The organism is Rhodococcus sp. OK611 (genome assembly GCF_003050885.1).
GTDB classification, from domain to species: domain Bacteria; phylum Actinomycetota; class Actinomycetes; order Mycobacteriales; family Mycobacteriaceae; genus Rhodococcus_G; species Rhodococcus_G oryzae.
Map to the genome: position 1 here is coordinate 30939 of NZ_QAOZ01000012.1, position 19812 is coordinate 50750.

18 protein-coding genes are annotated in these 19812 nt (G+C 69.8%); 7 read left to right on the forward strand and 11 right to left on the reverse strand.

Features of this window, described 5'->3' with window-relative positions:
* The 4 genes from C8K38_RS16105 to C8K38_RS16120 all read right to left on the reverse strand — a co-directional run bounded on the left by C8K38_RS16105 (position 1) and on the right by C8K38_RS16120 (position 4524).
* Positions 1 to 2166 carry a peptidase domain-containing ABC transporter gene (locus tag C8K38_RS16105; protein ID WP_257017531.1) on the reverse strand — a complete coding sequence of 722 codons (2166 nt, stop codon included), beginning with the start codon at positions 2164 to 2166 and terminating at the stop codon, positions 1 to 3.
* The gene (locus C8K38_RS16110; RefSeq protein ID WP_097212453.1) at positions 2163 to 3254 is read right to left on the reverse strand and encodes a TIGR04500 family putative peptide maturation system protein; all 1092 of its coding nucleotides are present in this window, start codon (positions 3252 to 3254) and stop codon (positions 2163 to 2165) included. Before C8K38_RS16110 ends, C8K38_RS16105 begins: the two co-directional genes overlap by 4 nt.
* Positions 3251 to 4276, reverse strand: a complete 1026-nt coding sequence (locus C8K38_RS16115) for an MvdC/MvdD family ATP grasp protein (protein ID WP_097212454.1) — start codon at positions 4274 to 4276, stop codon at positions 3251 to 3253. The genes C8K38_RS16110 and C8K38_RS16115 overlap by 4 nt, the downstream gene beginning before the upstream one ends.
* Before the next feature lie 98 nt (positions 4277 to 4374).
* Entirely contained in the window at positions 4375 to 4524 is a 150-nt protein-coding gene (locus C8K38_RS16120) for a putative ATP-grasp target RiPP (protein ID WP_097212455.1), read from the reverse strand.
* 134 nt (positions 4525 to 4658) lie between these two features.
* On the opposite strand from C8K38_RS16120, the gene C8K38_RS16125 reads away from it, so the two are divergent.
* Complete coding sequence (locus C8K38_RS16125; protein WP_179800599.1) at positions 4659 to 7520, forward strand: AfsR/SARP family transcriptional regulator; 2862 nt, start codon at positions 4659 to 4661, stop codon at positions 7518 to 7520.
* Here the strand turns inward: C8K38_RS16125 and C8K38_RS16130 are convergent.
* Genes C8K38_RS16130 through C8K38_RS16140 form a run of 3 tightly spaced genes read right to left on the reverse strand, consistent with a single transcriptional unit; the run spans position 7517 to position 10482 of the window.
* Positions 7517 to 9265, reverse strand: coding sequence for a DEAD/DEAH box helicase (locus C8K38_RS16130; protein WP_097212457.1), 1749 nt, complete (start codon positions 9263 to 9265; stop codon positions 7517 to 7519). The genes C8K38_RS16125 and C8K38_RS16130 overlap by 4 nt on opposite strands.
* Positions 9266 to 9304: 39 nt before the next feature.
* Entirely contained in the window at positions 9305 to 9943 is a 639-nt protein-coding gene (locus C8K38_RS16135; protein ID WP_097212458.1) for a GyrI-like domain-containing protein, read from the reverse strand.
* On the reverse strand, positions 9940 to 10482 hold the full coding sequence (locus tag C8K38_RS16140; RefSeq protein ID WP_218840978.1) for a PadR family transcriptional regulator: 543 nt from the start codon (positions 10480 to 10482) through the stop codon (positions 9940 to 9942). The genes C8K38_RS16135 and C8K38_RS16140 overlap by 4 nt, the downstream gene beginning before the upstream one ends.
* 82 nt (positions 10483 to 10564) lie before the next feature.
* Here C8K38_RS16140 and C8K38_RS16145 point away from each other — a divergent pair, with 82 nt between their 5' ends.
* From C8K38_RS16145 to C8K38_RS16160, 4 genes are all read left to right on the forward strand, one after another.
* Positions 10565 to 11890, forward strand: a complete 1326-nt coding sequence (locus tag C8K38_RS16145) for a TrpB-like pyridoxal phosphate-dependent enzyme (RefSeq protein WP_179800600.1) — start codon at positions 10565 to 10567, stop codon at positions 11888 to 11890.
* A 55-nt stretch (positions 11891 to 11945) separates the two neighbouring features.
* Positions 11946 to 12743 (forward strand): carbon-nitrogen hydrolase family protein, encoded by a 798-nt coding sequence (locus tag C8K38_RS16150; RefSeq protein WP_097212460.1) that lies wholly within the window; start codon positions 11946 to 11948, stop codon positions 12741 to 12743.
* A 51-nt stretch (positions 12744 to 12794) separates the two neighbouring features.
* Positions 12795 to 13421 (forward strand): phosphoribosyltransferase, encoded by a 627-nt coding sequence (locus C8K38_RS16155; RefSeq protein ID WP_097212461.1) that lies wholly within the window; start codon positions 12795 to 12797, stop codon positions 13419 to 13421.
* Positions 13422 to 13590: 169 nt separating this feature from the next.
* Positions 13591 to 15378, forward strand: coding sequence for an AMP-dependent synthetase/ligase (locus C8K38_RS16160; RefSeq protein ID WP_097212462.1), 1788 nt, complete (start codon positions 13591 to 13593; stop codon positions 15376 to 15378).
* A gap of 186 nt (positions 15379 to 15564) precedes the next feature.
* Here C8K38_RS16160 and C8K38_RS16165 read toward each other — a convergent pair whose 3' ends face one another.
* From C8K38_RS16165 to C8K38_RS16175, 3 genes are all read right to left on the reverse strand, one after another.
* Positions 15565 to 16350 carry an ESX secretion-associated protein EspG gene (locus C8K38_RS16165; protein ID WP_097212463.1) on the reverse strand — a complete coding sequence of 262 codons (786 nt, stop codon included), beginning with the start codon at positions 16348 to 16350 and terminating at the stop codon, positions 15565 to 15567.
* Between the two features lie 89 nt (positions 16351 to 16439).
* The gene (locus tag C8K38_RS16170) at positions 16440 to 17195 is read right to left on the reverse strand and encodes a maleylpyruvate isomerase N-terminal domain-containing protein (protein WP_097212464.1); all 756 of its coding nucleotides are present in this window, start codon (positions 17193 to 17195) and stop codon (positions 16440 to 16442) included.
* Positions 17192 to 17806: an alpha/beta hydrolase gene (locus tag C8K38_RS16175; protein ID WP_097212465.1), complete on the reverse strand. Its 615-nt coding sequence runs from the start codon at positions 17804 to 17806 to the stop codon at positions 17192 to 17194. Before C8K38_RS16175 ends, C8K38_RS16170 begins: the two co-directional genes overlap by 4 nt.
* A gap of 61 nt (positions 17807 to 17867) precedes the next feature.
* Here C8K38_RS16175 and C8K38_RS16180 point away from each other — a divergent pair, with 61 nt between their 5' ends.
* Positions 17868 to 18506 carry a hypothetical protein gene (locus C8K38_RS16180; protein ID WP_097212466.1) on the forward strand — a complete coding sequence of 213 codons (639 nt, stop codon included), beginning with the start codon at positions 17868 to 17870 and terminating at the stop codon, positions 18504 to 18506.
* Between the two features lie 15 nt (positions 18507 to 18521).
* Here the strand turns inward: C8K38_RS16180 and C8K38_RS16185 are convergent, their stop codons facing one another.
* Complete coding sequence (locus C8K38_RS16185; protein WP_097212606.1) at positions 18522 to 19289, reverse strand: SIR2 family NAD-dependent protein deacylase; 768 nt, start codon at positions 19287 to 19289, stop codon at positions 18522 to 18524.
* Between C8K38_RS16185 and C8K38_RS16190 the strand changes: the two genes are divergently transcribed.
* On the forward strand, positions 19288 to 19791 hold the full coding sequence (locus C8K38_RS16190) for a hypothetical protein (RefSeq protein ID WP_143548479.1): 504 nt from the start codon (positions 19288 to 19290) through the stop codon (positions 19789 to 19791). The genes C8K38_RS16185 and C8K38_RS16190 overlap by 2 nt on opposite strands.
* The last annotated feature ends 21 nt before the right edge of the window (positions 19792 to 19812 follow it).

The following is a 19812-nucleotide window of genomic DNA, read 5'->3' on the forward strand; positions in this document are numbered from 1 at the left end:
TCACGTCGCTGGGACGACCTCGATCGTCTGCCCCGCGACGAGATGGGCGTATTCGCCACCCGCGCTGACGAGCTCCTCGTGTCTACCGCGCTCCACGATCCGGCCGCCTTCGAGCACCAGGATCACGTCGGCCTCCCGCACAGTGCTCAGGCGGTGCGCGATGACGATACGGGTCTGACGCAACGTGGACAGGTTCCGCGCGACTGCAGCCTCCGTACTCGTGTCCAGTGCACTGGTCGCCTCGTCCAGCAGCAGGATGCGCGGGTCCGCCAACACCGCGCGGGCCAACGCCAATCGCTGGCGCTGACCACCGGAGAGTCCGACCCCCTCACGCAGCAGGGTGTCGTAGCCCATCGGCATCGCGGCGATCTCGTCGTGAATGCACGCCACCCGAGCGGCCTCGGCGACCTCGTCGAGGCCGGCGCCGGGACGGCACAGCGCAATGTTCTCCGCGATGCTGCCGGTGAACAGGACACTGTCCTGCGTGACGACGCCGAACTGCGCGCGAAGCGAACTCAGATCCATCCGCGCAGAGTCGGCGCCGTCGTAACGCACCGATCCCTCGGTCGGTGGGAAGAGCCCAAGCAACAGTCGCGCGAGGGTGCTCTTGCCGGAACCTGAGCGCCCGACCAGGGCCACCGTCGCCCCAGACGGAACCTCGAGGTCGAGCTCGCGCAGCACCCAATTGGAACGCGGGTCATAGCGAAAACCAACTCCCCGCAACGAGATCGACCCGCGCAGCTCCGGCGCATCCGAGACCTCTACACCCTGCTGTTCAGTCGACGCCTCGAGGATGTCACCCAGCCGACGCAAGTGCGCGCCCGCCAACTGGACGCGCTGCAGAGTACCGACCAATGAGCCGATCGGAGCCAGTGCGGCCAGCGCAATCCCGTTCAGCGCGACTATCTGCCCAAGCGACTGCTGCCCCGACATCACCTGCGTCGCACCGACAGTGATGAGAACGGCGGGTGCAGCCACCCTCAGCGCCGCGAACGCCGCGTCCACCGCCCCCTGCAGCCGGCCGCTGCGCGCGGCATCCTCCATCGACGTCGCGAACAGCCGTGACCAGTGCCCGATCACCGCGGACTCTGCACCCGAGGCCTTCACCGTCTCGATCCCCCCGATTGCCTCGATCAGCTGCCCCTCCGCAGCGGCCTGACCGACGAGCTCTCGCTGCCCGAGGTCGACCATTCGGCGGCTGCTGACCCCGATCAGGGCCACCTGCACCGCAGCGAATCCGGCCAGCCACAGCCCGACAACCGGCGACCACCAGAACACCGCGACAAAATAGCCAAGCGCCAGCGGTCCGTCGAGGGCTGCCGCGACCACCGGGCCGGTCACCAGCTCCCGGACGGCCCGCACCGATGAGATACGTTGCACCACATCGCCGGTCCCGCGGCCCATGAAGTAGCTGAACGGCAGCTGCAGCAGCCGCTCTACCATCGTCATGGTGACCTTCGAGTCGACCTGGCTACGGATCCGGACCAATAACGCGCTGCGCACCAGCCCGACACCGAAGTACCCGAGCGCGGCCACGCCGACGATCGTCACCACACCGAGTAGCAGGCTGTAGTCGACATCGGGGATGACCCGGTCCACCAGGAATGCCGACGACATCGGCAGCGCCATACCAACCGCCTGCAGCATCAGCGAGGCGAGAAGGATCTGGCCGATCAGGCCGCGGCGTCCGCGCAGCGCCAGGGCCAACAACTCCCGGCGCCACAGCGCCCGCGAACGTTCGGACCGATGGCGGGGTGCGAGCGCACCGCGATCGAACTCCAGCAACACTCCCGAGTACCCCTCGTCGAACTCGGTGTGACTGAGCCGCCGGCGGCCACGGGCAGGGTCGACGACGTGCACCCAGGTCGGCCCGACACGCTCGACCACTACGAAATGGTCTCCGTGCCAATGCGCCACGGCGGGCAGGCTCGCCTCGCCGCGCAGCACGGTTGAGGCATGGAACCCGAGGGCGCGCACCTGGAGTCCGTATCCGCGCGCTGCCTGTACCAAGGCCAGCGCGGTCACCCCGTCCCGCCCGACGCCCAGCTCGTCGGCCACCTCGGACACGGTGTGGTGAGACCCGAAGTGTCGCATGATCATCGTCAGGCACGCCGCGCCGCAGTCCGACATGCCGTTCTGGATAACGGGAACGATCCGGGAGCTCACGGCCTTCGCTCCTGCATCCCGGTCGGGGTCTTGTCGGCTTCCCCCCAGAACCATTCGATCCGGGCGGCCTCACGCCTTTCGTCCAACCACTGCGCGAACACCGCGTCCGCCACCATCCGGTCGGTGTGCATATCGTGCACCGCGGGGAACCGCGTCAGCACCTGCACAACCAGCCAACCAGCCTCGTCACGCATCGGCCCCAGCACCGCCGAGGGTTCGGCCCGAAAGACGGACTCCGCAAGGGATTCGGGTAGCTCACACCTGGCCACCTCGGTCAACTCGGCGCCCGTCAGCGCGGCCGACACCGCGAACGCCCCGGCGGCCGCGCCCGCGAACGCACACACCGTGTCCGCGGGGCACCCCGCCATCCGGGCGCGCACCAGGTCCAGGAAGTGATCGGCGTCCTCACGGTCCGCGAACCGCACGGTGGCGATCCGGGCACGCTCGAGGCCACGGGCGTGCAAGGACAGCCATTGTGATCCGCGGTCCTCGGCGACCCGCCGCTTCAGCTCGGCGATGGCGGCCTCCCGTTCCACCAGTTCCTCGAGCGCCGCATGATTGAGCAACCGCGCGCGCATCCAGCCCTCGGTCGCATCCACCGTGAGCAGCCCGCGGGCACGCCGGAACGCGTCCATCGCCTCCTGCAGCGCGGCCGGGTCGAACCGCACCGGGTTCTCGGCGAGTTCCTGCTTGATCAGGCACACCGAGATCAGCCGGTCGAGCAGCTCGGTCTTCTCCCACATCACGTCGAAGTAGGCCATGGCCTCCTCGATCGCGAGCGCTTCCCCGTTCACCCGCAGCAGCATCGACTCGGCGGTGCGCTGGGTTCCGCGCAGCGACCACGGAATACCGCGCTCGGGGGCCCACGACAGCGTGGCCGTGCCCACCCCCGTCTCGGTGAGCAACAATCCGTAGTGGACCGAGTCGTCCACTGATTCGCGGTGCCGGAGCAGGCGCATTCGCGTAAGTGGATGCCGGGCGCGCAGCGGGCCGAGAGCGTCGTGTCCGTCCGGCCGCGAATCGGTCGTGCTGAGCTGCACCAGCAGGCTCAGCGCGTCGGCGAGCAGAGCCGGAGTCGGTGCGGTCATGTGGGGGCTCCGAAGGTTCGTTGGGGCAGGTGACGGTCCGCCGCGGACAGCAGCAGGGACGCCAGGGCGGACGAGATGGGCAGCCCGGTCGCGTGCTCGATCCAGAGCCACTGGCCGGACGGGTTGATCTCCAGGAACACGTACCGGCCGTCAGGGGTCACGATCAGATCGATGGCGCCGTACCGCAGTCCGAGTTCTGCCACGAGCAGCACGCACCGGCGGGCGACGTCGGCCGGAAGTGTGTGCACGGCGTATCGGGTCGCGGAGGGGTCGTAGCACCGCCAGTCGAGGCGAGTGTGGTTGCTTTGCTGGCTGTGGATTTCGGCGGCGAACACCACGGTGCCGACCACCGTCACCCGCAGTTCCACCCGCTTCGGCACATAGCCCTGCACGATCAGCGGACACAGCCGCATCGATTCGGCAGCAGCCACGTCGACGGTGGTCGCGAGTTCGGCCATCCGGGCGTAGCTTTCGTCGCCGCGCCGCAGCCACGGCCTCTGCAGGGGTTTCGTGATGACCCGGCCCTCGTTCTCGTCCCAGAAGTCGAGAAACTCGTCCGGTTCGGTGGTGATGATCGTCGGCGGGAGCTCGAATCCGAGCCGGCCGGCCAGTGCCAGCTGGCTGGGCTTTCGCGCCGCGAGCCGGATGGCGGACCGCGTCCCTGGCACGGCGAGCGCGTCCAGGTCGTCCCAGACGCCGGCGGCGAACGCGTCGCATTCCTGCTCGACGTACTCGCGAACGGCGGGATCGGTGATGCCGGCGTGCGCGCGGGGATCCTGCGGGCGACGAAACCAGACGGCGTCGACGGAATCCAGGTCCACCAGCTCACCGTCGCGGCAGAGGCCGCGGCGCAGCCGGCCTGCCGCCGTGTACCGCAGCGACAGCGTCGTGGTGGACGGGAACTCGGCGGGATCGAACACGGTGACGGTTGCGCCACGGGAGTCGAGCAGGTCCACCACGGCTTCGGCGTGGGGGTCGCCGGGTTGGGTCAGGACCAGGATGTGGGCGGCAGACTCTGCCATGGCGGTTCTCCTCGGTGCAGTCCGATACGTCGCCGCAGTCCGACGACGCAGGGGACGCGGTTCGCACCGCGCCCCCTGACTCCCCTCCGGGAGACCGATCAGAAGTCGGCGTCGGTGGTGCAGTAGCCCCCGGCCACGTCGTAGACCGCGCTGGAGGTGCTGGCACGACCGCCGGAGACCGCCGCGAGCTGCGCCTCGTTGAGCTCGGCGCCTGCCGCGGGGATCTCGTTGATGGTGGTGTCGCGCATGTCGTTCTCCTGTCGTAACGAGCGTCGGTGTGTCCGACCGGAACCACGGTGCCGGGACACGGTTGCAATCGGCTGGCAGCGCGAACCGTCACGCTGGTAAGCCACTGGTAGGACGCGGCCCTATGCTCACCGTCATGCCTGATGCGCCCGCTTCGCCCCTGCCCCGGGTGTCCGTACACGTTCTCGGTCCCGTGCAGGTGCGAATCGACGGCTCGGAGTCGTCAGTCGGCGGGCCGGTGCCGCGGGCGCTGCTGTCCCGGTTGATCATCGCGGCGGGCGAGACCGTCTCCGACGACACGCTCATCGACGACCTGTGGGGGCCGACCCCGCCACCGAGCGCGAGGACGACGCTGCAGGGTTACGTGGCCCGGCTTCGACGAATACTCGAGCCCGACCGCAGCGGGGCACCGCCACGGGTGCTGGTGCGCCGGGGGCGGGGCTATGCGCTCGAGGTCGGCGAGGTGGACTGCGAACAGTTCGTCATGCTGAGCAGGAGGGGCAAGGCACTGCTGGCCGCGGGCGACGCCGGGGCCGCAGCCGAGACCCTCGATGCCGCCTTCGCACTGTGGCGCGGGTCGGCCCACGCCGACGTCGCGGATCTGGACTTCGCCGCCGCCGAGGCGGGCCGGCTCGAGGATCTGAGGGCGGCCGCGTTCGAGGATCGAATGGCGGCGGCGCTCGTGCTCGGCGAGCATGCTCCGGCCGCCGCGCAGTTGACGGCCTTCACGGTGAAACACCCACTACGGGAACGCTCCTGGGAGCTCCTCGCGGTCGCGCTGTACCGCTCGGGCCGGCAGGGCGACGCGCTCGAGGCGCTCCGCCGGGCCCGCGAAGTGCTGGCCGAGGAACTCGGGGCGGACCCCCGACCGAGCCTGCTCGCAGTCCAGTCCGCAATCCTCGCCCACGACGACGCAGCGCTGGGCGCCCACAGCCCGATGTCCGAGGCACCGGACGCTCCGGAAAGGGACAGCTCGGCGCCAGATCCCTTGACGCACAACATCCCTCTGCCGCTCTCCCCATTGGTGGGCAGGTCCGGGCAGCTCGCCGAGATCGACGCCCTGCTGCGTGCGCACCGGCTGGTCACCTTGACCGGGACCGGGGGCATGGGCAAGACCCGGCTGGCGTTGGAATCGGCGCGGATCCGCGAGGATGCCGACGGGCCGTGGCTGGTGGAACTGGCTGGTGCACAAGATATCTCACAGGTCACCGGTGCCGTGGCGACGGCGCTGGGACTGACCAGCCCCGGCGGCGCCACCGCACTCGGCGCGGTGCTCCGCGAGCGCGAGCTGCTGCTCATCCTCGACAACTGCGAGCAAGTCCTGGACCCAGTGGCCGAAGTCGTCAGCACGCTGCTCTCGCGCTGCCCGATGCTGCGGATCCTCACCACCAGCCGCGAGGCGCTCGGCGCCCCAGGCGAACTGGTCCACGAGATCCCTCCACTGTCCGACGGCAGGGCAGGCGAAGCCGTGACACTCTTCGTCCAACGCGCGGCTGCCCAGCTCGGCGGATTCGAGCCGGACGACACCGAGCTCGAGCTGTTGGCCATTCTGTGCACCGAACTCGACGGGATGCCGTTGGCGATCGAGCTCGCCGCCGCGCAGTGCCGCACCCTGTCCGTACAACAGCTGATCGCGAACATCGATGACCGGTTCGCGGTGCTGCGCGGTGGCCCCCGCACCAACGCCCGGCATCGCACGATGCTCGCCGCCGTCGACTGGTCGTACCAGACGCTTTCCCCCTCCGAGGCGCTGCTGTTCCAGTCGCTGGCGATCTTCGACGGCGGGTTCGACCTGGACGCAGCGGGGGCGATCGCGGACACCCCTGACCTGCTCGTCGACCTCGGTTCCCTTGTCGACAAGTCGCTGGTCATGGTGGTCGGGGGCGACCCGCGTCGGTACCGGATGCTCGAGACGCTCCGTGGCTACGCCGCCCGGATCCGTGAGCCGGAGTACACGGCGCAGGTGCGGGCACGGCACACCCGCTGGGTGTGTGAACTGGCCGATGCCGCGTACCACGGCCTGCGCGAAGCGCGGAGCGTCGACTGGATGCGGCGGTTGGAACTGGAGAACGCCAACGTGCGCGCCGCGCTCGACGCAAATGTTCACGACGACGAGACCTACCTGCGCATTGCCGGCGGCGTCTACTGGTACTGGTTCCGCGCCGGGCACGTGGCGGAGGCGCTGACCCACCTGAAACCAGCTCTGCTGCACTACGACTGTGTGGACCGTCCTACCGTCTCGGTCCCCGTCCAGGGACGGGCGACCGCCGGTCTGATGGTGATCCGCTACCTTGCCGGGGACCTTGCCGGGCTCATGGAAGCGTTCGGGCGGCTCACCGACCTCGCCGACACCGCCCAGGATCCCGCGGCCCACGCCGACGCGGCGGTGATGCTGGCCTTCTTCGAGGCCGGCTCCGGACTGACCGATCAGGCGCGGGCGCACGCCGAGTCGGCATTGGATTTCGCCGTCCGGACCGAAAGTCGCAGCACGGCCGCCGAAGCGCTGATGTGCCTCGGAACGGCAGACTTCCGTGCGGGCGACTTCGAGGCCGCGGGCCGAAATCTGGGGCAGGCCGCTCAGGTCGCGGCGGAATGCCGCTATGGGTGGTGCGAGGCATCAGCCCTATGGATCGACGCGAAAACCGACCTCGCCCAGGAGCGGTGGGGCGGGCCTGCGGAACACAAGCTCGCGCGGATGCTGCACATCTGCGAGTCGAATGCAGACGTCACATCTCGGCTGGTGGCCCTGGCCACCCTGGCGTACGCGCTGTTTCGTCGCGGGGACCACGATGCCGCCGCCCAACTCACCGGTCTGGTCGACCAGCAGGGTGCGCTCATCGGATACAAACCTCAGGCCATGGACCCCATCGACCTGGCCCGTTACGACGACGAACTTCGAGCGGGGATACCCGAAGAACGTCTCGAGGCCGGCGCCACACGAGGCCGGACGCTCACGCGTGCGCAGGTCTGGGGCCTGGCCGTCGGGTCGCTGCGCTAGTAGCGGTCCCGCTTGGGCTTGCGGTCGAACTTGCCCTTGCCGCCGTCGCGCGGGAGGCGTTGCCCTGGCGGGCCCTGGTCCGGGGTCAGCTGGATGAGCACCCCGGAGATCCGGGTCCGCCGCAGCGCCTCGAGGGTCTCGCTCGCGAGGTCCGCAGGCAGCTCCACCAGGCTGTGATCGGGCCGAATGCTGATGTGGCCGAAGTCGCTTCGCCGGAGGCCGCCCTCGTTGGCGATCGCGCCGACGATCGCGCCGGGCGCCACGCGGTGCCGCTTGCCGACCGCGATCCGGTAGGTGGCGAGCTCCTGCCCCTCCCGACCGAACTTGGGTGTGTCGTCGAACTTGCGGGGCGGGCGCTCCGCGCGCGGCTCACGCTCGCGGCGCGGCGGCGCAGGCGGCTCGGGCGGCATCAAGAAGGTCTCGCCGTCGCGCGAGAGCACGGCAAGGGCCGCCGCGATGTCGGCGAGCGGCACGTCGTGCTCGCGCTCGTAATCCTCGATCAGGGTCCGGAACAGCGCCAGGTTGTCGGAGCTCAGGCTCTCGGTGATCGAGTCGCCGAACTTGGCGACGCGCTGCGCGTTGACGTCCTCGACGGTCGGCAGCTGCATCTCCGTCAACGGCTGACGGGTGGCCTTCTCGATGGCCTTGAGCAGGTGCCGTTCCCGCGGCGCCACGAACAGCAGCGCCTCGCCGGAGCGCCCGGCGCGGCCGGTACGGCCGATGCGGTGGACATAGGACTCGGTGTCGTGCGGGATGTCGTAGTTGACGACGTGCGAAATGCGCTCGACGTCGAGGCCACGGGCCGCGACGTCAGTGGCGACGAGGATGTCGAGCGCGCCGCTCTTGAGCTGGCCGATGGTGCGCTCACGCTGCGCCTGCACGATGTCGCCGTTGATCGCGGCGGCCGAGAACCCCCGCGCCCGCAGCCTTTCGGCGAGGTCCTCGGTGGCCTGCTTGGTGCGGACGAAGATGATCATCGCCTCGAAGGTCTCGACCTCGAGGACCCGGGTCAGCGCGTCCAGCTTCCGCTGGTGCGCGACCTGCACGTACCGCTGCGTGATGTTCGGCGCGGTCGACGTCTTGGTCTTGACCGTGATCTCGACCGGGTCGTGCAGGTACTGCTTGGAGATCTTGCGGATCGCAGGAGGCATGGTCGCCGAGAACAGCGCCACCTGCTTGTACTCCGGGGTGTCGGCGAGGATCCGCTCGACGTCGTCCTGGAAGCCCATCTTGAGCATCTCGTCGGCCTCGTCGAGCACCAGGTAGTCCAGGTGCGAGAGGTCGAGGGTGCCCTTCTCCAGGTGATCGATCACCCGGCCCGGCGTGCCGACGATGATCTGGGCGCCGCGGCGCAGCCCGGACAGCTGCACGCCGTAGGCCTGGCCACCGTAGATGGGCAGCACCTGCAGCCCCGGGATGTGCGCCGAGTACTTGCCGAACGCCTCGGCAACCTGCAGGGCGAGCTCGCGGGTCGGCGCCAGCACCAGCGCCTGCGGCCGCTTCTGCTCGGTGTCGATGCGGGAGAGGATCGGAACGGCGAACGCCGCGGTCTTGCCGGTGCCGGTCTGCGCGAGCCCGACGACGTCGCTTCCGGACATCAGCGGCGGGATGGTCGCGGCCTGGATCGGGGACGGCGACTCGTAGCCGACGTCCGAGAGTGCCCGCAGCACCCGTTCATCGATGCCGAGATCGGCAAAGGTGGTGGTGTCGGTTTCCGGCTCGGGGTTGTGCTCGGTGTCGCTCATCTCACCAGGAGTTTAGTACGTCGCCGCCGGGAGTCCCGCTCACGCCCTCGTCGCGCCCGTCGCCGACGCCTGCCGGACGGGCTGACGGAGCACCGTCCGTAGCTTCTCGGGCGCGGACTTCCTGGGGTCCCCGAGATAGATCTCGTGGTGCTTGCCATTGAATTCGAGACCGCGACCGGGAATGAACTCGGTGTGCAGCCGCTCGAGGGTCGGCGCCTCGTCGTCGTACGAGCCGACGTGCATGATCTGCGCCGACAGGCCCTCGTCGTGCCGTTCGTGCCGCAACTCCCCCACGACGGGCAGCTTCTTCTTGGACTCCGTCTCGGCCAGGATGGCCGCGACCTCCTCGGCGGTCATCCAGTCCGGCTGTCGGATCTGCATGGTCCAGTTCCACTCCGACTTGCTGCGGTCGACGAAGACCGTGGGGTCCTGCGCCCACCACCGGCCCTCCAGCGGCCCGACCACGTAGTCGGCCTCGTGCCCCTTCTTGCTCGCGAACTTCACCGCGTACGAAGCGGCGTACAGCGCCTCCACCCCCAGCCGATAGTCCTCGGAGACGTTCGGATCGCCGTGTCCGTCGATCATGAGGAACCACATCGGCGGAACCTCCACCAATGCGAAGTCGTCGGCCGCAGGCGAGTAGAGCTCCTTCTGCTTCTTGAAGTCCAGCTTGCTCATCGTTTCCTCTCAAGGGATGTCAGGGTCCGGGCGACCCAGCTCAGTTCCGCGTCGAGCATCACGACCGAGTACTCGAAGACGGCGTCGACGAAATCCGGTAGCGGTTGTTGGGCGTCGCGCGCGGCGAGCACCTCGGCCTTCTTGCGCACCAAGGCGTCCGAGCGTCGCCGAAGTGCAGCGATCGACTCGGCGGGCGGGATGAGCGGCCAGTTGGCCATCCCGACCAGTACCGGTGCGGTGGTCGCGGACGGCTCGGCGAGCAACTGAGCGGTCCGCTCCGCGGCGGCCGCGCGGCCGGCCGCGGTGATCGCGTAGACCCGGCGGGGGCGGCCGGGTCCACCGGCTTCCACCGCCACCTCCTCGATGAGACCGCGCTTGTCGAGCTTGCCAAGGAGGTAATAGATGGAGGAGAACCCGATCTGGGTCCACTGCCGCATGCCGCGCTCGTCGATCACCTTCTCGAGGTCGAAGCCGTGGCGCGGACGCTCGGCGATCAGGCCGAGGACGGTCACCTCGGATTCGGTCAGCTCTGCGGGCACGGGTTATATCCTAGCACTAGGATATAATCCGTGTGAGCCGCACCACCCCCTGGTCGCGGCGCCGCGGCGGCCGCTGATCACAATGTGCCCGTCCCATTCGTCCGAATACCAACCAGGAGCGCCCGTGTCCGAGCCGACGCCGATCCCAACCCACTGGTACAACATCGCGGCTGACCTGCCGGTGCCGCCGCCCCCACACCTGCACCCGGGTACCAGGGAGCCGGTCACCCCCGCCGACCTCGAGGCACTGTTCCCCAGCGCACTGATCGCGCAGGAGGCCGCCACCGAGCAGTACATCGAGATTCCCGAACCGATCCGCGAGGTCTACAAGACGTGGCGGCCCGCGCCGCTGATCCGGGCGCGTGAATTCGAGAAGGCGCTGGGCACCCCGGCCCGCATCTACGTCAAGTACGAGGGCGTCAGTCCGGTGGGGAGTCATAAGACCAACACCGCGGTGGCGCAGGCGTATTACAACGCCCAGGACGGGGTCAAGAAGATCACCACCGAGACCGGCGCCGGGCAGTGGGGCAGCGCGCTGTCGTTCGCGTGCGCGAAGTTCGGCATCGAGCTCGAGGTGTGGCAGGTGCGTGCGTCCTACGCGTCCAAGCCGTACCGCAGGCACCTGATCGAGACCTACGGCGCCACCGTGCACCCGAGCCCCTCCGACCTAACCGAGTCGGGCCGCAAGATGCTCGCCGACTTCCCCGACACCCCCGGCAGCCTCGGCATGGCGGTCACCGAGGCGGTCGAGGTCGCGGCCGGCGACCCCGACACCCGCTACGCGCTCGGCAGCGTGCTCAACCACGTGGTGCTGCACCAGACCGTGATCGGCCTGGAGGCGGTCGAGCAGCTGCGCGCCGCGGGTGAGGCGAACGCGGACGTGGTGTTCGGCTGCGCGGGCGGCGGCTCGAACCTGGCCGGTCTGGCTTTCCCGTTCATCCGCGAGGTGCTGCACGACCGGGCCACGACGCGCATCGTCGCCGCCGAGCCAGCCGCCTGCCCCTCGATCACCAAGGGTGAGTACCGATACGACCACGGCGATGTCGCGGGCCTGACGCCGCTACTGAAGATGCACACCCTCGGTCAGGACTTCGTCCCGGACCCGATCCACGCCGGCGGCCTGCGCTACCACGGCATGGCACCACTGCTCAGCCACACAGTCGAGCTGGGCTACGTGCAGGGTCAGGCCGTCGACCAGACCGACTCGTTCGCCGCGGGCGTGCTGTTCGCGCGCGCCGAGGGCATCGTGCCCGCACCCGAGTCCGCGCACGCGATCGCGGCCTGCGCCGAATACGCGCGCAGCCTGACTGAGCCGGAGGTCCTGGTCATCGGCCTGTCCGGGCACGGCATGCTGGATCTGCCCGCGTACCAGGCCTACCTGGACGGCGATCTCACCTCCACGGCGTAGGACGCACCGGTGGGCGCGCCCGCGGCGCGCCCACCGGCTGGGCCATACTCGTGCCATGGTCGAGATCGCCGTTGCCCAGTTCTCCGCCGGACAGGACAAGCGGGAGAACCACCTAACGCTGCGAAACCTGGTCGGCGAGGCGGCCTCGCGCGGCGCGCAGTTGGTGGTGGCACCCGAGTACGCCATGTTCACCGCGCCACCGACGGACGAACGCATACTGTCCTCCGCCGAGCCTCTCGACGGCCCATTTGTCGGCGGGATGCTCGAGATCGCCGGACAGTTCGGCGTGCACGTGGTTGCCGGCATCAACGAGGCACTCGACGGCGACGAGCGGGTCTCCAACACCCTGGTCGCGGCGGCTCCTGACGGCCGGGTCGCCGCCGTCTACAGAAAGCTGCACCTCTACGACGCCTTCGGTTACCGCGAATCCGAGTTCTTCCGCGCCGGGGCGATCGACGATCCGGCGACCTTCGAGGTCGACGGGCTCACCTTCGGCATGCAGACCTGCTACGACCTGCGATTCCCCGAGGTCACCCGGCGGATCGTTGACGCGGGCGCGGACGTGCTGCTGCTGCCGGCGCAGTGGGTGCCCGGCCCCCTGAAAGAGGACCACTGGACCACCCTGGTGCGGGCGCGGGCGATCGAGAACACCATCTATGTCGCCGCCGCCGACCAGAGCGCCAGGACCGGGGCGGGCAACTCGATGATCGTCGACCCGATGGGCGTGGTGCTCGCGTCGCTGGGCGATCAGGTCGGAACCGCGCGCGCCGAGGCCACCGCCGCGCGGATCGCCCAGGTCCGGGCGACCAACCCGGCACTGGCGCTGCGCCGGTTCGGCATCACCGAGCGCTAGTCCCTCGCACGGGAGCCGAGGGCGCTCGAGCGGCGTAGCGTCAGAGACAGGATGCTGTACGAGACTCGCGCGAAAGCCGGTCGCGCGTTGGCCGAGTCGCTCGGCCACCTGCGCGACGCGGATCCGCTCGTGCTCGGACTGCCAAGGGGCGGGGTGCCGGTGGCGACCGAGGTCGCGCACGAACTCGGCGGCGAACTCGACGTGATCCTGGTCCGTAAGCTCGGCGTGCCGTGGCAGCCGGAGCTGGCGATGGGCGCGCTCGGCGAGGGGGGCATCCGGGTGCTCAACGACGACGTCCTCGCGCAGACCGGAATGAGTCCGCTCGGGCTGGCCACCGTCGAATCGCGAGAACGCCGCGAACTCGAGCGGCGCGCGCGGGTGCTGCGCGGCGATCGGGGGCGGATCCCGCTGCGAGACCGAACCGTGGTGATCGTCGACGACGGCATGGCCACCGGGGCGACGGCGGCGGTCGCGTGCCGGGTGGCCAGGGCCGACGGGGCCGCCCGCGTGGTGGTCGCGGTGCCGGTCTCCTCCGAGGAGGCGGTCGCCCGGCTGACCAAGGAGGCGGACGAGGTGATCTGCCCGCTCGTCCCGCGCTGGCTCGGCGGTGTCGGCGGTGCCTACCGGGATTTCCACCAGCTCACGGACCAGGAGGTGACCAACCTGCTCGCCACGTGATCTTCGCCTCAACCAGACGAAAAACCCGCAGATCACGAGACTTGGGGTTACACGTAAATCTCCGTAGCGAGGCTAACCCTCGCAATTCGGACAAGCTTGAGAGTGCATACCGACCACGGATGTGATCCAATGCACACTCCACACGTCAGTAGTACCTGGAGGGGTCACAGTGCGAGAGTTCGAAGTTCCGGCGTCGTTTTCCATCCCGGAAGACATCTCGATGGCCGATACGGTGTTCCGCCTCGAAAAGGAGAGCCCCCAGCACGTTCCCTTCAAGCGACTGGTCAACGGCTCCTGGGTCGACGTCACCGCGGCCGAATTCGCCACGCAGGTCAAGGGCGTCGCCAAGGGCCTGATGGCCTCCGGCATCGCGCTCGGCGATCGCGTCGCCATCCTGTCCGCCACCCGCTACGAGTGGGTCGTGCTGGACTACGCCATCTGGACCGCGGGCGGCTGCACCGTCGCCATCTACGAGACCTCCTCCGCCGACCAGGCGCAGTGGATCCTCGAGGACTCCGCCACCTCCGTGCTCGTCGTCGAGACCGCGAAGCACGCCGCCACGGTCAAGGACGTCGCCGAGGCCGCCCCCGCGCTGCGGGAGATGCTGCAGATCGAGGCGGGAGCCCTCGACGAGCTGACCGCCCGCGGGTCCGCCATCACCGACGAGGAACTGCACGAGCGTCGCGGGCAGGTGAACGCCTCCTCCCCCGCCACCCTCATCTACACCTCCGGCACCACCGGCCGCCCCAAGGGCGTCCAGCTGACCCACTCGAACTTCTACGCCGAGTCCAAGGCCGTGAAGATCGCGCTGGACGACGCGATGTACGAGGGCCAGAGCACCCTGATGTTCCTGCCGCTGGCGCACGTGTTCGCCCGCGCCATCTCCTTCGGCGCCTTCGACAACAAGGTGACCGTCGGCCACACCGCCGACATCAGCACCCTGCTCGAGCAGTTCGCGGCGTTCAAGCCGAACTTCATCCTCTCGGTGCCGCGCGTGTTCGAGAAGGTGTACAACTCGGCCAAGCAGAAGGCCGAGGACGGCGGCAAGGGCAAGATCTTCGCGAAGGCCGCCGACACCGCCATCGCATGGAGCGAGGCCAAGGACACCGGCGGCGCGGGCCTCGGGCTCAAGCTCAAGCACGCCCTGTTCGACAAGCTGGTCTACGGCAAGCTGCGGGCCGCACTCGGCGGCGAGTGCGACCGCGCGGTGTCCGGCGGCGCGGCGCTCGGCGCGCGTCTCGGACACTTCTTCCGTGGCATCGGCCTCCCGATCTATGAGGGTTACGGCCTCACCGAGACCAGCGCCGCGATCACCGTGAACACCACGAACGCCCAGAAGGTCGGCTCTGTCGGCAAGCCGATCAACGGGCACGCGGCGAAGATCGCCGAGGATGGCGAGCTGCTGGTCAAGGGACCGGTCGTGTTCAACGGCTACTGGCACAACGACGCGGCCACCGCGGATTCCATCCGCGACGGCTGGTTCCACACCGGCGACCTCGGCTCGATCGACTCGGAGGGCTTCGTCTCGATCACGGGTCGCAAGAAGGAGATCATCGTGACCGCAGGCGGCAAGAACGTCGCCCCGGCCGTGCTCGAGGACGCGCTGCGCGCCCACGCCCTGATCAGCCAGTGCCTGGTCGTCGGCGACGCGAAGCCGTTCATCGGCGCGCTGATCACCATCGACCCCGAGGCCCTGCCGGGTTGGCTCGAGCGCAACGGCATCGCCGCGGACATCGCGATCTCGGAGATCGTCAAGCACCCGGACCTGGTCGCCGAGATCGACGCCGCGGTCGCCGAGGGGAACAAGAAGGTCTCCAACCCGGAGCAGATCAAGAAGTACCGCATCCTCGATGTGGACTTCACCGTCGAGACAGGCGAGCTGACCCCCACCCTCAAGCTCAAGCGCAACATCATCCATCAGGAATTCGCGACGGCGATCGAGGCCATTTACACCTGAGCGATCCCCGGCCATGAGTGAATGGGTCGTCCCTCCGATCGGGGGGACGACCCATTCGTTTTCAAGGAGGACTGCCAGATGCTCAACCCGCAGGACGTACTCGTGTACGACCCGGTGACGACCTTCTTCAACAACCTCGCACTCGCGTTCGGCTCGGCCGACGCGGTCATCATGACCTGATCCGACTCAGTAGGTCGCCGGCAGATCCGCGCGCAACTCCGCGGTGAAGTCGGCGACCGAGAGCGGCCGAATCTCGACCTCGGACTCGGTCCGCACCAGGTAGCGACCGTCACCGCTCACGTCGATCCAGCTGAATGCCCGGCTCGCCGACGACGCGGGCTGGTCGACTCCGGTGGTCACGGTCACCTGTCCCACCCCGTTGCGCGGCAGGTCGAGCAACGCTCGGATCCGGGCCGCCGTAGTCGCCGAGCGCACCGGTACCAGGAGTGAGGACCGACGTCCGCCGCGGACCTCGGACACCGGAGCCCTCATCGCCCGCCTGCCACCCGCCTCGGCCCCCGGCAGCATGTCCATGATGCGCGGGGCCAGCGTGTCCACCCCGCCGAGACACATCGCCAGGTCCCCGCCGGTGTCCGCCGTGGGTCCGGGGCGCTGCGCGACGACCACGGAGGTGCGCTCGCTCGCGCACCCCAGCACTCGGACCACGGCTGCGGGTCGCCCATCCCATTCGGCGGCGAGCCGCCCGTCGCTGACCGCGGCAGGCCGGCCATCGCTGACGGCGGCGCCGCCCTCGACCCCGAATATCTCCACGCGCACAGACGGTTTGGCGAGAATCCCCAGGGCAACGTCGAGCTCCGCGGAGCGGTAGCCCTCGTACCAATCGGACAGCGCTCGCGCGTGGGCGGCACAGTCCTCGACGGTGCGATGCACCTCCAGCGGGTACGGGAACCGGTCGGGTCCGGCCTCGCGCCAGGCGTGGTCGAACTCATCCGGGCTGAGATTCCATCGCATCCTGATCAACCGTCCGTCCCCGACTACGTGCCCCTGTTCCGGTTGGACGCACACGCGTCCGACGCGGTTCCACCTCCGCGCTCGCTCGGCTAGATCCGGGCCGCGTCCACCAGCCGCTGCGCCACCGTGACATCGCCGAACACCTCGAGCGCCGCGAGCGGTCGTCGCCGCCACATCGTAAGCAGCAGCTCCTGCGCGGTGCCGCGGACCGCGACATCGCCCTTGGCGTGCCCGGCTTCGACGGTGACCCCCTCGGGTCCGAACCGCAGCAGCCATTCCGCATCCGCGGTGTCGGTGCCGTGCAGGTGGACGGTCCTGCCGTGCAGCTCCGATGGGATCCGGTCGGCAGGCAGGGCGCGGACCAGCATCAGGCGGGCCCACTCGTCGACGCCGTCCGCGGCCGACTCCGCGGAGATGTCCTCCGGCGGGGGGCCACCCGCGGCGTGCAGCGCGTCGGCCGCGTCCACCCGGTGCACCGCCACCTCGTGGGCCTGCCTGCGCGCCCAGAACCCCACGGTGCCGGGACCCGCGAACGTCGGTGCGCCGCGGTCGAAATCGTGGGCGGAGATCTCGGCCAGGAGTTGCTCGAGGGATTCCCGGTACGCGGGCAGGCAGTCCGGGCCGCGGGGCAGCGACTCCGGCTGCGCGGCCCCGTCCAATTCGGCTCCCGGCCCCGCCGCGAGCGTCGTCCGCACCCATCGGTGTACCCGCCCGGTGTGCCGCACGACCCGTTCCAGGGTCCACCCCGGCACCGTGGGGACATGGGCGTCGAGCGCCACCGCGGGCATCGCGGCGAGCCTCAGCCCCTCGGTTCGCAGCGTCTCGAGGTGTTGGTCCGGTGTCATTCCTGAACGGTACCCAGCACGAAGGCCGCGACGTCGGAAGTCACCACCCGCTGGACCGGTTCGTGCAGCAGATCGTGACCGGCGTCCGGGTATTCGCGCAACGCGGCGGACGGCAGTGCCGCCGCCCACGACCGGACCGGATCGATCGGCGCCATCCTGTCGTCGACGCCGTGCAGGGTCAGGATCGGCAGCCGAATGGCGATCGGCGGCCGCGAGGAGATGACCCGAGGGAGTGCACTGAGCACGGCCGCGTGAAACCTCGTCGGCTCCGCCTCGATCGCGGCGAGCGCCGCGGCCGCGCCGAGCGAGTGCCCCATCACGATCACCGGCAGATCCGGATGCTGTTCCTCGGCGATCGCGGCCAACCGCAGGGCATTGTCGCCCAGTCCGGGCAGCGGACCGATCACCCCGAGGTCGCCCTCCGACAGTCCATGGCCGATGTGGTCGAGGGCCCACACCTCGATGTGCTGGGCCGACATGGCCCGTCCGAACCGGTGATAGTTACCGCTGTGCTGGCCCAACCCGTGCAGGAACACCATGACGACGACCGGATCTGGCACCGGCCAATGTCGATAGTGAACCTGCCCGCTGACCCCCGAGAAGAATGGCATCGGGACATTGTGCCGTCAGCACGCCGCGCAGCGGCACGAAATCATCTGAGATAGTCGACCGATGCCGCGACGCTTCCTCGCATGTGCCCCCGCCCTCCTCCGCGTCCTTGGTGCAGTCGCGATCGGCACGGCGGTCAGCGGATGCGGCGGCGCGGGTATCGAGGGGACTGCGGTCGCCGCCGAGGACTGGGGCCTCCCCACCACCTCCGGGGTGCCGACACCGCCGCGCCCACCGAATCCGGGTGCCGCCACCGATACCGCCCGGATCGGCGCCGGGTCCCCGGTCGACCCCGAGACCTACCACGACGCGAAGGAGACCGACTCCTCCCCCGCCGCGCCCACCATCGGCTTCCACTTCACGACACCGAGCGGCAACATCCGTTGCTCGACGCCGAAGGAGCCGACCGTGCTGCTGTGCGAGGTCACCGACCACGCCTATCCGTCCGCGGCCAAGCCCGCGGACGCGAAGGAACCGTGCCAGTGGTTCCCCGACTACGCGATGCTCACCGACGAGGGTGTCGCCGCAGGCGTGTGTCTGCCCAGACCGCTGGTCACCCGGGGCAGCAGGGTGCTGCCCTACGGCAGCAGCATCCGGATGGGTGACTTCGGCTGCCTGAGCACCGAGGGCGGATTGCTCTGCGCCAACGAGGTTTCCGGACACGGTTATCAGCTCAGTCGTGAGGCGCTGCGGACCTTCTAGGATGACGCCGCCGGCTCAGCCCCCGGCCGGAGCACAAGCCGCCACCAGCGCCGGCAGCGCCTTGGCCGCTGTTGCCCGCCAGCAATGGGTTGCCACGGCGGTCAATTCGGTCGGCTCCGGGTTGACCTCGACCACGGTCGCACCCGACGCGGCCGCCCGCGCCGGGAGTTCTGCCGCCGGGTACACCATCCCCGAGGTGCCGACGACCACCATCAGGTCGCACCCCTCGACGACATCCTCCGCAGCGTCCCACGCAGCCCGCGGCAACGGCTCGCCGAACCACACCACGCCCGGCCGGACCGCCTCGCCGCACGCCGCGCACTCGGGTGGCGAAAGACGTTCCACCGGCACTCGATCCGGCGTGACGTCGACGTGCGCCGCCGTTCCGCACGCACTGCACCGCGGCGCGAAGAGGCTGCCGTGCAGGTGCGCGACGACGTCCGAGCCGGCCCGCTCGTGCAGGTCGTCGACGTTCTGGGTGACCACGGCCAGCTCGGCGTACCGCGCCCAGTCCGCCACGGCACGGTGACCGGCGTTCGGCTGGACCCGCCGCACCAGCGCGCTACGCCACTGGTACCAGGCCCACACCAGTTCGCGATCGCGTTCCCACGCCTGCGGGGTGCCCAGCTCGGTCGGGTCGAACCGCTGCCACAGCCCGGTGAGCGCGTCGCGGAACGTGGGCACGCCGGACTCGGCGGACATGCCCGCCCCGGAGAACACCACAACTCGGTCCGCGGTTCGGGCCGCGTCGAGCAGCACCGGATCGGGTTCAATGGGGCTCATGTCGACGATTGTGCCCGGATACGGCGACACCCTGCCCAAGCTGCTGATCGTGGACCCGGCACCGGACCCGGCCGCGGAGGACCGGATCGCCGGGTCGCTGCACCGCATCGGTGTCGCCTCCCGGCCCACCGGGCTGCGCGCGCCGGGCCAGCACCTGTTCGGGACCCGGATCGTCTCCGCGGTCGGCGACGCGTCGTGGCTGGATCGGGAGTACGCCGAGGTCGGCCGCTGGGTGCGGGTGATCGTCGCGCTCGGCCCGACCGGCTGGGACGCGACGCTGCGCGCGCTGGCCGCGGCGGGCGTCGTACCACCCGAGCCCGCTCCCGGGTTCGCAACCGGCGTCCGACTGACGCTGACCCCGGCCGGCGGCCGCCCGGTGACGGTGCTCGGCATCGACCACCCCGCCGACCCGGACCTGTTGGCGGACGCGGCGCTCGACGCCGAGTTGGCAGCGGCCCAGACGCTGGCCGGGGTCTCCGCGGCCTGCGGCGGGCGCGGCTGACGACCGACCGCACCCGGATCC

Excerpts from the sequence above, each read along its gene's own strand:
- C8K38_RS16120 (WP_097212455.1), bottom strand. The coding sequence starts at position 4,524 with ATGCGCGACACCACCATCAACGAGATCCCCGCGGCAGGCGCCGAGCTC.
- C8K38_RS16190 (WP_143548479.1), top strand. The coding sequence starts at position 19,288 with ATGTCGACGATTGTGCCCGGATACGGCGACACCCTGCCCAAGCTGCTG.
- C8K38_RS16110 (WP_097212453.1), bottom strand. The coding sequence starts at position 3,254 with ATGACCGCACCGACTCCGGCTCTGCTCGCCGACGCGCTGAGCCTGCTG.
- C8K38_RS16175 (WP_097212465.1), bottom strand. The coding sequence starts at position 17,806 with ATGCCATTCTTCTCGGGGGTCAGCGGGCAGGTTCACTATCGACATTGG.
- C8K38_RS16170 (WP_097212464.1), bottom strand. The coding sequence starts at position 17,195 with ATGACACCGGACCAACACCTCGAGACGCTGCGAACCGAGGGGCTGAGG.
- C8K38_RS16165 (WP_097212463.1), bottom strand. The coding sequence starts at position 16,350 with ATGCGATGGAATCTCAGCCCGGATGAGTTCGACCACGCCTGGCGCGAG.
- C8K38_RS16145 (WP_179800600.1), top strand. The coding sequence starts at position 10,565 with ATGTGCCCGTCCCATTCGTCCGAATACCAACCAGGAGCGCCCGTGTCC.
- C8K38_RS16150 (WP_097212460.1), top strand. The coding sequence starts at position 11,946 with ATGGTCGAGATCGCCGTTGCCCAGTTCTCCGCCGGACAGGACAAGCGG.
- C8K38_RS16125 (WP_179800599.1), top strand. The coding sequence starts at position 4,659 with ATGCCTGATGCGCCCGCTTCGCCCCTGCCCCGGGTGTCCGTACACGTT.
- C8K38_RS16135 (WP_097212458.1), bottom strand. The coding sequence starts at position 9,943 with ATGAGCAAGCTGGACTTCAAGAAGCAGAAGGAGCTCTACTCGCCTGCG.
- C8K38_RS16185 (WP_097212606.1), bottom strand. The coding sequence starts at position 19,289 with ATGAGCCCCATTGAACCCGATCCGGTGCTGCTCGACGCGGCCCGAACC.
- C8K38_RS16115 (WP_097212454.1), bottom strand. The coding sequence starts at position 4,276 with ATGGCAGAGTCTGCCGCCCACATCCTGGTCCTGACCCAACCCGGCGAC.
- C8K38_RS16180 (WP_097212466.1), top strand. The coding sequence starts at position 17,868 with ATGCCGCGACGCTTCCTCGCATGTGCCCCCGCCCTCCTCCGCGTCCTT.
- C8K38_RS16155 (WP_097212461.1), top strand. The coding sequence starts at position 12,795 with ATGCTGTACGAGACTCGCGCGAAAGCCGGTCGCGCGTTGGCCGAGTCG.
- C8K38_RS16130 (WP_097212457.1), bottom strand. The coding sequence starts at position 9,265 with ATGAGCGACACCGAGCACAACCCCGAGCCGGAAACCGACACCACCACC.